Below are 13,526 nucleotides of genomic sequence, written 5' to 3'. Positions count from 1 at the left end.
CCTGTGAGATTGGAAAGAACTGCATACGCAACAACGCCAATCCGTTTCGCTATTGCGTAACTGCGAGTCTCAAACTGCCACACAGCCTTTTCTCTGACAATAACATGGGTTTACATTAACGTTGGGAAGTGGGTGGGCATGTCGTTAAGGTAATGATTTGTAAGGGTTTTAAGGTTTTATTATGAAAGTTTAAGAATGTGGTTCCGGGCGATCCCGGCACGGAAGAGCCGGCGGAGCCGGCTTCTCCGTTCCTGGGCTATCAGGCCCTCATGCGGCGACGGGCAACGCCGAAAGATAGCAGGCCCAGGCCGAGGAGGCTCAGAGTACCGGGCTCCGGAACTGAGGCAGTTGTAGATGAGAACGCAAACTCCTCATTTCCGGCGGAGTCTGCCGAAAAGCTCCAGAGGAAGGGGGTGTCGTCGAAACCGTCGGCCCTCATAGTGCCCTGGCCGGACAGGCCAAGAATGACGTCATTCTGTGCCACGACGTTCATACCGGTGAGCTCAAAACTGAACCCGTTACCCGACCACAGGGGCCCGGAGGGTGCTTCACCCACGGCAAAGCTCTGGTGATCCACAACCGTATCGAATTCAGTGAGGGCTGCCAGGTCGCCAGTACCTTCAGATGTGACAATGGCTTCTTCACCGCTTACATCAATATATCCTGCCTCTTCGAGGCTGACTTCGGAACCGCCTTCACTGTCGAGAGGTGTGTAATCGCCCCCGAACCCAACATCGCCGGTGATCATGGCGGCATGGGTGGAAAGTGAAAGAGTTGCCAGCAGGGTACCACCTGCCAGGGCGGTCTTTCTGAAGTTCATAGTGTTCCTCCTCATGGTTCTGCGCTTCCTGCGGCCCTGGCCTTGGTCTGACCAGTGGCGTGTGAACCTCCGTTCTGCGAAATAAATGGGAGTCCGTTCCTGTCTATATACAGGGCTAAAACCATGCCAGATTCACGAAAGGCCCCCATAGCAGCCTGTCAACCTGATGCGTATTCATGGACGTTAAATACCTCGACGCACAATCGCCGATATCGTGGTAAGTCGCTGAAATTGCGTTAAATCCGTCGACGGTATTGGCCGGGGGTCTCGCCGGTCCAGCGTCGGAACGCGTGGTTGAAGGCGCTCTGGTCGGCAAATTGCAGTAGCAGGCCGATATCAGCCAGGGGCGCTTCCGGTTCGCGAAGCCACAGCATCGCCAGGTCCAGTCGCACTTCCTCATAAAGGGTGCGCCAACTGGTGTGGCGAGCGGCCAGTTTGCGCCTCAGGCTGCGGGTACTGAGCCCGAGTTGCCGGGCGGTGTCGGCCGGCCCCACTGGCCCTTCCAGCAAGCGCTGGCAGATCCGGGCCCGAACTTCGTTGGGGAGGTTCAGGTCGCGGTGGTAATTGGCCAGCAAGCGCCGGCCCTGTTGTTGCAATAGAGACTGGAGGTGTTCGTCCCGGGCGGGTAGAGGTAAGTCCAGCCAGGACGCCGGGAACGTCAGCCCGTTAAACGGTTGCTCAAAAGTCACGCTGGCATGGAGATACTGCTTGTAGAGTTTTTCCTCCGCGGTTGGTTGGTGGGTAAAGCTGACCGTTATGTGCTGGTGTTCGGGTAGCAGTTTTCGCCCGATCTGGAGCCAACCACTGATGGCCAGTTCAATAATGCCAGCGGGAAGTAGCGTACTGTGCCGTGGGTTTAACATCAGCTTTGCCGTTTGCCCGGTGACTTCGAGGTGGCACAGGCCTATGTCCCAGATCAGCGGCTCGAATTCCCGCAGCTGCTCAATGGCGGCCCGAAGTGTGTCGGCGCTCAAAGCGGCTTGCCCCAGGATGGGAAAATCCCGTGGCTGTAATGCCTGCCCCAGCTGAATCCCGAGCAGCGGTGTCTGTGCATCACATTCAACCCGCTGCCAGAGTGACAGGGCGTGATAGAGGGAAAGGCGCTCGTCACTATCCGTAGTTTGTGCTGCCACACCAGAGTCTGCGAGCCACTGCCCAACCGGAAAGCCTGCCTGCTTGAGAAGGCTGTACAAAGCGTTGATATAGGGCCGGGCCACGCTGGCAGGCAGCGTAAGCCAGGGTTTGGTTTGCGAAACGTCCATAGGGTTACTATAGCGCTTACACGGCACCCCCAATTGTTTTTCGTGGCCATTATTCCGGGCTACCGATAACAGGACAATGGGTTCTCGGGCAGGCTAGGCTGAACCTTTAGTCCTGTCCCGACCGGAGGTTGTCATGATCGGTATTCCACTGGGGTTGCTTACCGCCAACGCGGTGGAGTGGGTCACCCATAAGTATGTGTTGCACGGCCTGGGCCGGAATCGCAACAGTTTCTGGCGTTTCCATTGGCACGAGCATCATCGCGACGTGCGCCGGAACGACTTCCACGACCCGGCCTACGAACGGTCGCCCTGGGGCCGGCATGCCCAGGGCAAGGAAGTGGCCAGCCTGGTGGCCGGGGCGGTTGTGGTAACGCCGATGTTACCGGTAGCGCCCTTTTTCGTGGGTACCCTGTATTACTGTGCCTGGAACTATTATCGCGTTCATCGCAAATCACATCTTGACCCGGAATGGGCGAAGACGCACTTGCCCTGGCATTACGATCACCATATGGGGCCAAACCCCAATGCCAACTGGTGTGTTACCCGCCCGTGGTTTGATCACCTTATGGGCACGCGGGAATATTTTGTGGGGCGATAACCGTTTCGATGAGCCGCTTATCCTTCATTTCTATAAAGATATATTTAAATACAATATAAATATATCTTATCTATGGAATAGGGAATATAAGTGGTCGTGGTTGAATTATGTTCCAACCAGAACAGTCCAATCAAAAAGCGCATTCATAGCGTTTCTTGCGAATAAATAAAGCGTTGCGAGCGCATGAGGCATCCCGGAACGGGTGTGTATTATTACTCGGTTCCCTTACCGCCCATATAAATATGGGTGGCATAAAGATTCAGGAAATAAGAATGAATAATATCCAGAAATACACGAAATCGTTCATGGCGATTTTTTTTATAATGCTGGCCGTAACCCTCTCTGCATGTGGTGGCGGAAGTAGCAGTGGCAACAACTCTTCTACCCCCTCGGAGGATGCGCTGTCCATTACCGCTACCGGCCCTGCCAGTGATGCCGTCGGTGTAGGCACCAACAGTATTGTCACTGCCACTTTCAGTGAAGCCGTAAACGCCGATACGCTCGTTACTGCCAGCTTTACGGTGGGCCCCGCTGGCGAAACCCCGATCACGGGTACGGTCAGCCTGGATGCTGCAACCAATACGGCTATCTTCGATACCAGCGGCGGCGACTTCGCAGCCAGCACCGAGTATACCGCTACCATCACAACTGCGGTGGAGTCTGCTGATGGCAATGCTCTGGCAAGTAGTTATGTGTGGAGCTTTACCACCGGCACTGGTGCCGATCTCGATTCACCTACAGTTACCTCTACCGATCCGGCGGACCTGGACACGGACGTAGCGATCAACCGGAACGTTTCCGCCAGCTTCAGTGAGGCGATGAATGCTGCGAGCATTAACAACTCAACCTTTACTGTGACAGACGCCAATTCAGACGCTGTTAGTGGCACAGTAGAACTTGTTGGCACTACAGCTGTTTTCAATCCTCTGACCGACCTGGCCATGAACGCTATTTACACGGCCACCATCACCATCGGTGTTATGGATCTTGCCGAGAACGCCCTGGCGGCAAACGTCGTCTGGTCATTCAAAACCGGCGAAAATTTAGCGCAGGGCCCGGCTCCGGTTATTCTTGGTACCGCAGGTAATTATGTGATTCTGGCGAAAGCTGCCATCTCCACAACCGGCACAACAGAAGTTATCGGCGATATCGCGGTTAGCCCGGCTGCAGAGAGCTTTATCACTGGATTCGACCAGGGACGTGACGCGTCCAATGAATTCTCCACCTCCGCCATCGTGGATGGCCACATCTTTGCCGCCGATATGGCACCACCCACGCCGTCAACGCTTACCACGGCAGTGAGTGATATGGAAACCGCCTATGTCGATGCCGCTGGTCGCTCAAACCCTGACGCCACCGAACTCGGCGCCGGCGACATCAGCGGAATGACCATCGCTCCGGGTCTCTACAAATGGAGTAGTGACCTGTTGATTGTGACTGACGTGACTCTTTCTGGCGACGCCAATGATGTGTGGATTTTCCAGATTGCTGGTGACCTCACTGTCAGCAACGCCGTTATAGTCAACCTGAGTGGCGGCGCACTGCCCAAGAATGTGTTCTGGCAGGTAGCGGGCGCCACCACCTTTGGCACCACAAGCGACGTCAAAGGCATCTTCCTTGGCAAAACCAAGATTGTCATGCAGACCGAAGCAACGTTTAACGGTCGCGCGCTGTCCCAGACAGCGGTCACCCTGGACGCGAACGCGGTCACGCAACCGGCGCAGTAACAACAGCAGTTTAGCTGTAAATTAAAAAGGACCCCTCGGGGTCCCTTTTTGCATAAATAGGCCCTCGCATGTCACAAACTCTCTCACTGGTCCGTCTACCTCTGTAAACAACCCCACCAAACAGAGGAGCAAGACCATGGAAACACGCCTGAATGCCTATAAAGCCTCCCCGGACGCCATCGCGGCGATGACCCGGCTGGAGGAGTACGTTCGCGATTGTGGGCTGGAGGAGAGCCTGATACACCTGGTCAAAACGCGGGCCTCCCAGATCAATGGCTGCGCTTATTGCCTGCATATGCACACCAGCGACGCCCGCGCGACGGGTGAGAGTGAGCCAAGACTCTATCTCCTTTCTGCATGGCGGGAATCCAGACTCTATTCGCCTCGCGAACGGGCGGCACTGGCCTGGACAGAGGCATTGACGAAGCTGGCGGAAACAGGCGCTCCGGCTCATGATTATGAACAGGGTAGGGCGCACTTTACCGAGAAGGAGTTCGTCGACCTGACGCTACTGATTGGCGCCATCAACGTCTGGAACCGGATCAGCGTGGGATTCCGGACGGTTCACCCGAACGACCGTAACTCATGACGGAGCGTGCCAGGAGCCTTCCGCTATGACAGAACAGCCTGCATACCAGTTTGATGAATGGCGCCGTTATCTGACTGGCGTTGCCTATCGCATGCTGGGCTCGGTGACCGAGGCAGAGGATGTGGTGCAGGATGCCTATTTGCGCTGGCACGATGCCGACCATTTGTCGGTGAGCGATGTGCGGGCCTATCTGACAACTGTCACCAGCCGGTTGTGCCTGGATCGCCTGCGGTCTGCTCACCGGCAGCGGGAGACTTATGTGGGGCCCTGGTTGCCGGAGCCCTTGCTGGAAGCGCCTGATACTTCAGCGGACGCCGAGGCGCTCGCCAGTGATGTTTCCTTCGCTTTGATGCTGGCGCTCGAGCGACTGTCACCCCTGGAGCGTGCAGCGTTCCTGCTGCATGATGTTTTCGGGCTGGATTTCGGCCAGGTTGCCGTCAGCCTGAATCGCAGCGAAGCAAGCTGCCGGCAGCTCGCCAGCCGGGCCCGTAAACGGGTACAGGCCGAACGCCCCCGCTATCATGTGACGGCAGGGGAACACAGCCAGCTGACAGACCGTTTCTTTGATGCGGCCCGCAGTGGCGATGTTTCAACGTTGAAGGTATTGCTGACTGAGAATGCTACTTTACATACTGACGGTGGCGGCAAGAGGATTGCAGCGAGGCGCCTGATCTTCGGTGCCGACAAGATTGCCCGGTTTTTCGAGGGTCTGGCCCGCAAGGCAGCGTCGTCGAGACCTCGCTGGGTGAAGCCCGTCATCGTGAATGGTCGGCCCGGCTGGTTAACCATCGAACAGGACGGGCTTCCTCAGGTCACGACGCTGGATGTCGCAGATAATCGTGTCCAGGCGTTATACATTGTGCGTAACCCGGACAAACTGCGACATCTTGCGGACCAGTTTCCAGAGCGCTAGTTACAGGCTCCGGCCTCGAAGAAACCGTCTGACGTTTCTTTCACCCAGGTGTAGGTCCCTGAAAGTGCGCCCAGTGTGTCATCACCGCCGGTGCTGAAATAACCGCCGGCGTAGTAGGCCCGCCCCGCAACGTCATGGTTAAGGTTGGTGTCGTTCCAGTTCTGGCAGGCAAACTCGCCACCGCCGTCACCACCACCATCGCCGGTGCCATTGCATGCAGCAGGCTCACTGGCATACCAGAGCCCTGGCTCACCCTCGTGAAGGGTGACACTGCTCCAGGTGTCAAAGGAACCGCCGATATCGACATCATCGCCCGACGTCAGTGCCCGCAGATCGTAGGATCCACCAGCGTACGCCCGTCCTTCCGAAATGTGGGCATTTGGTGAGGCGGTTGCCTGCTCGCAGGTTTCGACAGGAGCGTTGGGGTCGACGACCTCTACGGTGCGATCCTTGGTAGTTGTGTTGCCATCGCTGTCGGTGGCTGAGTAGGTGCAGGTATAGGAACCGGTGGTTGCTGTGTCCACCTCGCTGCAGTCGGCGTTCACGGTCAGGGAGCCATCTTCGGCGTCCTCGCCAGTGGCGCCGGGGTCGGTGAAGGCGGTGTTGATGTTCACCGTCATCGGGTTATCGCCAGTCAGGGTGATGACAGGGAACCCCTCCGGGGCGGTACCATCACGGCTGTTGCGACTGAAGAATTCCCAGATGATGTCGGGGTAGCTGGGGCCGACCCTGACAGACCATTTTCCATTGTTACCGCTCTCGCCGCCAACCCAGTAGTGGCCGTGGTCTGTGTCCTGCGTATTGGGGGTGGACAAGGGGCCGTCCAGATAAACGGTTTCGACAACGGAGCGGGAGCCCAGCGTGCCGTCCCGGGTATAGCGGGTGTGCTTGCAGCTGTAGTTATTCTGATAGTACGGCGCACACGCAATGGAAGAGGCTTCGGCTTCAGCGGGTGTATCAAAAGCTGGATCGCCGAAGACTTTCAGGTGGGCGTCTCGTGTATTGTCAGCAGCCGTCTTGAGTACGGTGCAGTCGTTCTCGTTCTGTAGAACCATTAACGGGATAGGGTAGGTGTCATCCAGTTCGCTCTCCATGTCGGACACTACCCGGGATACGCTATGGAAAGTCGCGCTTCCGGGGCACTGTCCGGATAACGAGACAGAGGCGGAGTCTTCTCCATACGGCAGCCCTGAAGCCGGTGCTGCGGCGGCCCAGTACTCATTGTGTGCCACGGAGGCAACAGTGGCCATGGCTCCGCCGGAAGACAACCCGGTGATAAATCGACGATTAGAGTCAACGCTGAAGTCGGCTTCCACGGCCTGGGCGATCTTGTGCAGGTCCTCTACTTCACCCGCGCCTTCATGGCGGTGATGATCGAACCAGAACCCCCAGCAGTTTTCGTTTCGAAGCCCGTCGTAACTGGTGATGAACGGTGCTACCAGGATAAAGCCGTACTCGTCTGCTGCTGCGGTGAGTCCCCAGTCGTTCAGAACGTCGTTATTGGTCTGTTTGCAGCCATGCAGTGCCATCACCATCGGCGCTGGCGTGGGGAGGTTGTCTGGCACATACACCTTGTAGTCCCTGGCCCGGGACTGGTTATAGCCCTGTTGGGGGAGGGTGTAGGTGTGGGTTTGTCCGGCACTGGCCGGTTGTACCGTTATTATCAGGATCGCTGACAGGATAAGCGCGGACAATGCCGTGCCGCCGTGCCGTGAAATGGACGGAAAGTTCATGGTTGTAAGCTCCCTTCTTGGATTTATTGTTCGGCAGCTACAACCAAGGAATTATCATGCCAGGGCTCCAAGTAGTTGATTTGGTGAAGCTGGCTCAGGAGTCTGGTAGGCGAGGTGGCAGGAATTCCGGACGGTTGTAGGGTATTCCGGACGGGCTCCTCCCGTGGGAAGAGCCCTTTATGGTGATCAGAAGCCGTAGGAGCGGGAAATTGTTTCCAGATCGCCGGAGCTGACCAGCTTCTCATAGCTGTTCTGCAGCGCGCTCAGAACCTTGGGGTCGGTGTTCTTGTTGATGGCCAGGTACATCGGGGTCTCCCGAAACACGAGAACCTGTTCGAGATCGGTCACGTCTGAAGCGTCGGCAGCCAGGTAGGGGCCAGCCAGGCCATCTGCAACCCATAGGTCAATCTGGTCCTGTACCAGGCGGCGGGCATTCAGGCCGTTGTTGCTGATGGCCGACACGTTGAATCCTTTATCTGCCAGGTAGGTGGTCATGACATCGCCCTTGTAACCACCAATCTTGTATTTCCTGGCGTGCTCAAGGTTTTTCAGGTCGATGGACGATCCTGGTTTGGCGAACAGGCTCCACTTTATGCTGGCCAACGGGCCGACCCAGTTGAAAGCCGGGTCACGATCAGCCGTTCGGGATACGCAGTAGATGCCGTGGTCTGAGTGTTGTTCTGTTCGCTTGAGGCCATAGCTCAAGTCCCGCAGTTTTATACTGTATTCCACCTTGGCGCCCTCAAGCACAGCGGTCAGTACGTCTGTGCACAGTCCGGTTATGTCTTTCTGCGAGTGGGCAAACGGCTGACCGTTGGTGGTCATGTTGTAAGGTGGGTATTGTTCCGTGTAAATCCGCAATTCGGCGTTGGCGTAACCGGATATCAGCAACAGGCTGAACAGCAGACCGATTTTCCCTTTCATGCACTCACTCCATTTCAGTTTGGGTTTGGCGAGCGCGGGATGATAGTGAATGGGTGCCCCGCTGGGCAGTGCGGATTCCTCTTCTTTACATTTTCGAATTACTATTTATTCATATTCATCTGCGGGTCATGGCACCGACGCCAGGCCCGCTTTCAATGCAATCACGCACTCATCCATCTGCCGCTCGCTGGCACTGGCAAATCCCATAACCAGGCCTGTCTGGACCTGCTTCCCGATGAAGTGGGCGCTGAGTGGCGTGCTACCGAAACCGCGGGTTTGCAGCCACTGGCTCACGGCCAGGTCGTCAAAAGTCCCTTCCAGCACCAGGTGCATGCCTGCACTTTCGGCTACCGGATGCACCCGTCCAGCAAGCTCTTCCGTCACTTTTTGCTGGAATCGTTTCCATTTGTTCTGGTAGAGCTGGCGCATGCGACGTAGGTGTCTGCCAAACTGGCCGCTGTCTATAAATTCGGCAATGGTTGCCTGGGCGAGCAGCGGCGTTTCGCCACCGCTGACTCGCTTGGCACTGAGTATTGGCTCTATGACGGGCTCCGGGACCACCAGGTAACCTGTTCGCAGAGCGGGCATCAGAGTTTTGCTGAAACTGCCCACATAGAGCACGGGGGCGTTGTCGAACATGCCCTGAATAGCGGCGAAGGGCTTGTGGTAGAAGTGGAATTCGCTGTCGTAGTCATCCTCGATGATCCAGCACTCGTTGCGTTGTGCCCACTGAACCAGGGCCATGCGCTGGGAAAGGTCAAGCACGCCACCCATGGGGTACTGGTGTGTGGGCGTGCAGGACAGCAGCTTCGCCGGCCCAAGAGCCTCCAGAGCACCGACATCCAGTACCTGGTTCCTGAGGGGGACGGGCACCAATGGGTTACCGTAGCGGCCCATGGCATAACGGGCTCCGCGGTAGCCGGGGTTCTCGCAGAATACCCTGTCCCCGGCCTGCAGGAAGACGTCGGCAATGAGTGACAGGGCCTGCTGTGCACCGTTGGTGATTATGACCTGATGCTCTTCACAACGCACCCCGCGGGAGGTTCGCAGGTAATCCGCAATCGCCCGGCGCAAAGGAAGATACCCCTGGATGCTGTCATACCCCCTGAGTGCGCGGCGGCTCTCCTGATGATGAAGGATCCGGTTCCAGCTTCTGATCGGAAATGCATCCAGGTCGGGCAGGCCTGGCTGGAAGGGCAGGTTGGCGTCTTCGGCTGTTCTTATGTTGGTGGGGGCAGGCACGGGCAGTGGTGGCAAGTCAGCGGTGGTGCGGATGGCCTGCTCCAGCCCGGGACCTGACGGCGTTACTGCGGCTGCGATGTCTTGATGCACAAACACACCTTTGCCGGCACGGCTCTGCAGGAATCCTTCGGCTTTGAGCTGATCATAGACCGCGTTGACGGTATTCCGGCTGATGCCCAGGTCTGCGGCCATCTGGCGGCTTGAGGGAAGGCGACTTCCGGGAAGATAGCGCTGCCTGAGAATGCGCTGGGAGAGTTGCTGGTACAGCTGTTGCTGCAGGGGTGCTGAACCCTCCAGCCGGATATCGTCGATCACATCAACTGGTCCTATAGAAATTTATAATCTGGATCTTCTGATGGTATCAGAGGTGTCATTCAATAGAAGGGTACTTTTTGTGAACCACAGATTATTGAAGGAAGACCAGATGACACTGACGAACACGCCCGAGCCCTCTCCTTTGACCTGTTGCCCCCGCAGCCAGGTCAAACGTGCCGCTCAGAGGGCGAGCTACGAGCGAGAGCCGGCCTATGCACTCATTGACCGCCTGAAGACAGCCCATGTGGCGTTTGTTGAAGACGGGGAGCCGCGGATCGTCCCATTGACGGTCTGGCGGCTGGGCGACGATGTGTACCTCCACACCCTCAACGGGGGACGCATGTCGCAGCGCCTGGCTTCAGGGGCATTGATCTGCATTTCGTTTGCGGTGACGAACGAGTGGGTGATGACCAAGTCCGCCTTCCACCACAGCGCTAACTATGAGTCGCTGGTGCTGTTTGGCAGGGCTTCGCAGGTTACGGATGACGGCGAATTCGACGCCGCGTTCCGGGCTATCATCGACCAGCTGGAGCCGGGGCGCTGGGATCAGGTGCGCGCCCCGAACGCAAAGGAGCGGAAGGCAACAGCGCTGTTCCGGGTGCCGATTGAGGAGGGCGCCTTCAAGAGCCGCACCGGTGGCCCCAACGACGATCCGGAAGATATGGACCTGCCGATATGGCACGGAACGCTTCCGGCAGGCACTTAATCTACTTTGGTAATCGTCCCCTGGGCGACAGCAACAACCCGTTCTTCACCGTCGTTGATGGCCACGACCTGGCAGTTGCACACGGCCTGTTTCCTGCCGGCTGAAATCACGGTCGCTCTGGCTATCAGCATCTGGCCCAACGCGGGCCGCAGGTAGTTGATCTTGTATTCTGAGGTAACCGAATCGCCCAGCACCGAGCCGCCCGCGTAGGTTAGCGCGTTGTCCGCCAGGTAACTGACGACTCCGCCGTGGACAAATCCATGCTGCTGTTTCAGCTCCTCCCTGACGGTAATGGCCAACTCCGCTTTCCCGGGTTCAAAGGCCTTGAGTTCCGTGCCCAGAAGGACGCTGAATGGTTGTTGCTGGAGTATGGTTTTTCCGAAGTCGAATAGTTCACTCATCACTATGTCCTCAGTTCGGTAATGTCCCGCTTCATTTCGCGTGCTTGATGTTCATGTCGATGAGAGCGTGGAACACCTGTTGGCCGGACTTGTCATTAACCGATACCGGTACCTGAACCGTCCCATCCTGCGACCAGTCAAGTTGAGAACCATCTGCAGTAGCAGTCAGATCGGTTTTGGCTTTTTTCAGATACTTCACTGACATACCGGATGGAATCCAGCGAGCTCCTTGGGGAATCGACGCGTCCGTCATCAGCCCGCCTGCGAGCTCAGCCATGTTGCACATGGCGATGGCGTGCACGGTCTTCAGGTGGTTTGTGACTTTGCGGCGCTTTTTCATGGTGACCACACAGCGACCCGGCTCAAGAGATTCGACATGGGGTGAAATGCTGGAGAAATAGGGAGCGCTCTGGCAAACCGCTCGGCTGAACAGGGTTTTCCCCATTGGTAAGCGGTTCATGCGTTTGTACAGGCGGATGATGTCCATGGCATTGCTTCCTGATAGTGAGATAAGGGCCTACCAGAAAACTATGCCAAAAAGCAGAACTTATTTCTAGAATAATATTCTAATTTATATGCGCCAGCGACCACCAGGCGCTTTCGGCAAACACGGAAGCATGATCACTCGGGGGTGTTGGCACCCGGCCAGACAGCCACGCCCGGCAATAATTCTCAGCCGGCCCGAATAGCAAAGAGGGATAGGTTTCTTTTGGCAGTGAGCGGATGTCGCCAATCTTCACGCCTTCAGCCAGCCACTTGTGCAGGAAGCTGTATTGCTCGCGGTTTCGTGTGGCCAGTTCCTCGCTGAACGGACCGGCCGCCACGCTGGCACGGGCGAGAAACATAAAGCGGGCCAGTTCAGGCTGTCGGGTGACCCAATGTATGTAACCGTGCACAAGCCCTTCGATGACTGTTTTGGGCGTACTCGCACGCTCCAGTTCTGGCCACATAACCGCCTTGTGGTCGTCCAGGGCAGTAAAGAAAAGCGCAGCCACCAGCCCTTCCTTGTTGCCGAAGTGGTGGTAGATGGTCCCCACGCTGGTATCGGACCGCTGCCGGATGGTATCGATGGTTGTGGATTCAAGACCGTTTTCCAGGAAGCACTCCAGCGCGCATTGGAGAATGTGACGCTTGGTGGATTTGCGGGCCCCTGGCAGCACCCGTTCGAAGGTCTCTTGCAGCATTAAAGTCTCCGTAGGTCAGACAGGCGCAACACCAAAGAGCCACTGATGGGCCCAGAGTACGAATACCACATACACCGCAAGGCCGCCGACAACCGCAATGGCGTCATTAGCCTTGCTAGCAGGTAGCGTGGGAATTGGCCGCTGGGTTCGGCGCTTCATGGAAATCCGGTCCGCCACCGCCCATGCCAGGAAAGAGCCGAACAGCAGCAGGTCATGCAGCATGCCGTTGGCAAGCAAGTGAGCCAGTGCCCAGAGTTTTCCTGCTGCCAGCATCGGGTGCCCGAGTTTTGCCTTGATCTTGCCGGGAAAATAGGTAGCGAAGAGTAGCGGAAAAACCGGAACCAATAGCAACATGGCAAGGTGCCGTAGCCACCCTGGTGGCGTGTAGATCACGGTCGGATCCATGCGGGCAGCGCCGTAACCCCAGATGATCAACACCAGGCCGATCAGGGAGACAACGGAATAAAGCCCCTTGAACGCGGCCTCGCCCATAGAGGCCTGCAGGCGATTGCGCAGCGGTTCGTTGATAATGGACAGAGAGTGCACTCCGAGAAACAGAACCAGGCCAACGATCAGTATGGTCATGATCCAAACTCCTTGTTATTGGGTTGGTAGGGCCTGTGTCCATGAACAGCCCTGAGAGGAAAATCCCCGTCAGTATAGCCGCGCAAACCGAGACAGCACATTCCTCAACGTTTATCATCCCATGCCTGTTTCACCGGATGGACAAGGCGCCCATGAAGTTTCCCAAGGTCACAGTTGTATTGGTATCCGCAGCCCTGCTGTTCGTTGTCTGGGAGCAAACCCGGGAACGCCCCGAGCCGGTTGAGGCCGGTCGCTTTACCAACCTGTCGGCCAATCCGGTGGAGCGGAGTGTTACTGTGGACTGGCTGGTTGCCCGGATTCCTGCTTTCTGTGAGGATGCAATCGGTCAACGCCCTGGCACGGAGGCCCATTCGAACTGCGTTGCCGAAAGTGAAGCCCGGACATCGTCATGCCGCCGTACGCTCGATGACAGGTTCCCGAGTGTCATTGACTCGGAGGCGGCGTTTCGGGATCTTTCCATTACTGCGATGAACTGTCTGGTTCCCCGATCAGGAGTGGTTGAATAA

15 protein-coding genes are annotated in these 13,526 nt (G+C 57.0%); 6 read left to right on the top strand and 9 right to left on the bottom strand.

From position 1 onward, the window contains the following. Positions 1-259: 259 nt before the first annotated feature. Positions 260-820: a PEP-CTERM sorting domain-containing protein gene (locus tag FO268_RS02360; protein ID WP_225316479.1), complete on the bottom strand. Its 561-nt coding sequence runs from the start codon at positions 818-820 to the stop codon at positions 260-262. Positions 821-1,056: 236 nt separating this feature from the next. Beyond that, positions 1,057-2,082, bottom strand: coding sequence for an AraC family transcriptional regulator (locus FO268_RS02355; protein ID WP_150989063.1), 1,026 nt, complete (start codon positions 2,080-2,082; stop codon positions 1,057-1,059). Between the two features lie 133 nt (positions 2,083-2,215). Between FO268_RS02355 and FO268_RS02350 the strand changes: the two genes are divergently transcribed. The 4 genes from FO268_RS02350 to FO268_RS02335 all read left to right on the top strand — a co-directional run bounded on the left by FO268_RS02350 (position 2,216) and on the right by FO268_RS02335 (position 5,909). Continuing rightward, complete coding sequence (locus FO268_RS02350; protein WP_150989060.1) at positions 2,216-2,680, top strand: sterol desaturase family protein; 465 nt, start codon at positions 2,216-2,218, stop codon at positions 2,678-2,680. Between the two features lie 272 nt (positions 2,681-2,952). After that, positions 2,953-4,407, top strand: coding sequence for an ice-binding family protein (locus FO268_RS02345; RefSeq protein ID WP_202336514.1), 1,455 nt, complete (start codon positions 2,953-2,955; stop codon positions 4,405-4,407). Positions 4,408-4,543: 136 nt separating this feature from the next. Then, positions 4,544-4,996 (top strand): carboxymuconolactone decarboxylase family protein, encoded by a 453-nt coding sequence (locus tag FO268_RS02340; RefSeq protein ID WP_150989057.1) that lies wholly within the window; start codon positions 4,544-4,546, stop codon positions 4,994-4,996. 25 nt (positions 4,997-5,021) lie between these two features. Further along, positions 5,022-5,909: a sigma-70 family RNA polymerase sigma factor gene (locus tag FO268_RS02335; protein ID WP_150989054.1), complete on the top strand. Its 888-nt coding sequence runs from the start codon at positions 5,022-5,024 to the stop codon at positions 5,907-5,909. Here the strand turns inward: FO268_RS02335 and FO268_RS02330 are convergent. From FO268_RS02330 to pdxR, 3 genes are all read right to left on the bottom strand, one after another. Then, a complete protein-coding gene (locus FO268_RS02330) occupies positions 5,906-7,642 on the bottom strand; it encodes an extracellular catalytic domain type 1 short-chain-length polyhydroxyalkanoate depolymerase (RefSeq protein ID WP_150989051.1) in 1,737 nt (578 codons plus the stop codon). The genes FO268_RS02335 and FO268_RS02330 overlap by 4 nt on opposite strands. A 186-nt stretch (positions 7,643-7,828) precedes the next feature. Then, on the bottom strand, positions 7,829-8,566 hold the full coding sequence (locus tag FO268_RS02325; RefSeq protein WP_150989048.1) for a substrate-binding periplasmic protein: 738 nt from the start codon (positions 8,564-8,566) through the stop codon (positions 7,829-7,831). Between the two features lie 126 nt (positions 8,567-8,692). After that, positions 8,693-10,123 carry a MocR-like pyridoxine biosynthesis transcription factor PdxR gene (pdxR, locus tag FO268_RS02320; RefSeq protein WP_150989044.1) on the bottom strand — a complete coding sequence of 477 codons (1,431 nt, stop codon included), beginning with the start codon at positions 10,121-10,123 and terminating at the stop codon, positions 8,693-8,695. Between the two features lie 109 nt (positions 10,124-10,232). Here pdxR and FO268_RS02315 point away from each other — a divergent pair, with 109 nt between their 5' ends. Further along, positions 10,233-10,829 carry a pyridoxamine 5'-phosphate oxidase family protein gene (locus FO268_RS02315; RefSeq protein ID WP_150989041.1) on the top strand — a complete coding sequence of 199 codons (597 nt, stop codon included), beginning with the start codon at positions 10,233-10,235 and terminating at the stop codon, positions 10,827-10,829. Here FO268_RS02315 and FO268_RS02310 read toward each other — a convergent pair. The 4 genes from FO268_RS02310 to FO268_RS02295 all read right to left on the bottom strand — a co-directional run bounded on the left by FO268_RS02310 (position 10,826) and on the right by FO268_RS02295 (position 12,999). Then, the gene (locus FO268_RS02310) at positions 10,826-11,230 is read right to left on the bottom strand and encodes a PaaI family thioesterase (RefSeq protein WP_150989038.1); all 405 of its coding nucleotides are present in this window, start codon (positions 11,228-11,230) and stop codon (positions 10,826-10,828) included. The genes FO268_RS02315 and FO268_RS02310 overlap by 4 nt on opposite strands. A gap of 31 nt (positions 11,231-11,261) precedes the next feature. Next, positions 11,262-11,717: a hotdog fold domain-containing protein gene (locus FO268_RS02305; RefSeq protein ID WP_202336512.1), complete on the bottom strand. Its 456-nt coding sequence runs from the start codon at positions 11,715-11,717 to the stop codon at positions 11,262-11,264. Between the two features lie 79 nt (positions 11,718-11,796). Next, positions 11,797-12,414, bottom strand: coding sequence for a TetR/AcrR family transcriptional regulator (locus FO268_RS02300; RefSeq protein ID WP_150989035.1), 618 nt, complete (start codon positions 12,412-12,414; stop codon positions 11,797-11,799). A gap of 15 nt (positions 12,415-12,429) precedes the next feature. Then, on the bottom strand, positions 12,430-12,999 hold the full coding sequence (locus FO268_RS02295) for an NnrU family protein (RefSeq protein WP_150989032.1): 570 nt from the start codon (positions 12,997-12,999) through the stop codon (positions 12,430-12,432). A 152-nt stretch (positions 13,000-13,151) separates the two neighbouring features. On the opposite strand from FO268_RS02295, the gene FO268_RS02290 reads away from it, so the two are divergent. Continuing rightward, positions 13,152-13,526: a hypothetical protein gene (locus tag FO268_RS02290; protein WP_150989029.1), complete on the top strand. Its 375-nt coding sequence runs from the start codon at positions 13,152-13,154 to the stop codon at positions 13,524-13,526.

Source organism: Marinobacter denitrificans (assembly GCF_008795955.1).
In the GTDB taxonomy this organism is placed as follows: Bacteria; Pseudomonadota; Gammaproteobacteria; order Pseudomonadales; family Oleiphilaceae; genus Marinobacter; species Marinobacter denitrificans.
This window is presented reverse-complemented; position numbering and strand designations above follow the sequence as displayed.

Bases quoted from the DNA above. Each gene is read 5' to 3' on its own strand.
- FO268_RS02345 (WP_202336514.1), top strand. From the start codon at position 2,953: ATGAATAATATCCAGAAATACACGAAATCGTTCATGGCGATTTTTTTT.
- FO268_RS02360 (WP_225316479.1), bottom strand. From the start codon at position 820: ATGAACTTCAGAAAGACCGCCCTGGCAGGTGGTACCCTGCTGGCAACT.
- FO268_RS02325 (WP_150989048.1), bottom strand. From the start codon at position 8,566: ATGAAAGGGAAAATCGGTCTGCTGTTCAGCCTGTTGCTGATATCCGGT.
- FO268_RS02335 (WP_150989054.1), top strand. From the start codon at position 5,022: ATGACAGAACAGCCTGCATACCAGTTTGATGAATGGCGCCGTTATCTG.
- FO268_RS02330 (WP_150989051.1), bottom strand. From the start codon at position 7,642: ATGAACTTTCCGTCCATTTCACGGCACGGCGGCACGGCATTGTCCGCG.
- FO268_RS02355 (WP_150989063.1), bottom strand. From the start codon at position 2,082: ATGGACGTTTCGCAAACCAAACCCTGGCTTACGCTGCCTGCCAGCGTG.
- FO268_RS02315 (WP_150989041.1), top strand. From the start codon at position 10,233: ATGACACTGACGAACACGCCCGAGCCCTCTCCTTTGACCTGTTGCCCC.
- FO268_RS02340 (WP_150989057.1), top strand. From the start codon at position 4,544: ATGGAAACACGCCTGAATGCCTATAAAGCCTCCCCGGACGCCATCGCG.
- FO268_RS02295 (WP_150989032.1), bottom strand. From the start codon at position 12,999: ATGACCATACTGATCGTTGGCCTGGTTCTGTTTCTCGGAGTGCACTCT.
- FO268_RS02290 (WP_150989029.1), top strand. From the start codon at position 13,152: ATGAAGTTTCCCAAGGTCACAGTTGTATTGGTATCCGCAGCCCTGCTG.
- FO268_RS02305 (WP_202336512.1), bottom strand. From the start codon at position 11,717: ATGGACATCATCCGCCTGTACAAACGCATGAACCGCTTACCAATGGGG.
- FO268_RS02300 (WP_150989035.1), bottom strand. From the start codon at position 12,414: ATGCTGCAAGAGACCTTCGAACGGGTGCTGCCAGGGGCCCGCAAATCC.
- FO268_RS02310 (WP_150989038.1), bottom strand. From the start codon at position 11,230: ATGAGTGAACTATTCGACTTCGGAAAAACCATACTCCAGCAACAACCA.
- FO268_RS02350 (WP_150989060.1), top strand. From the start codon at position 2,216: ATGATCGGTATTCCACTGGGGTTGCTTACCGCCAACGCGGTGGAGTGG.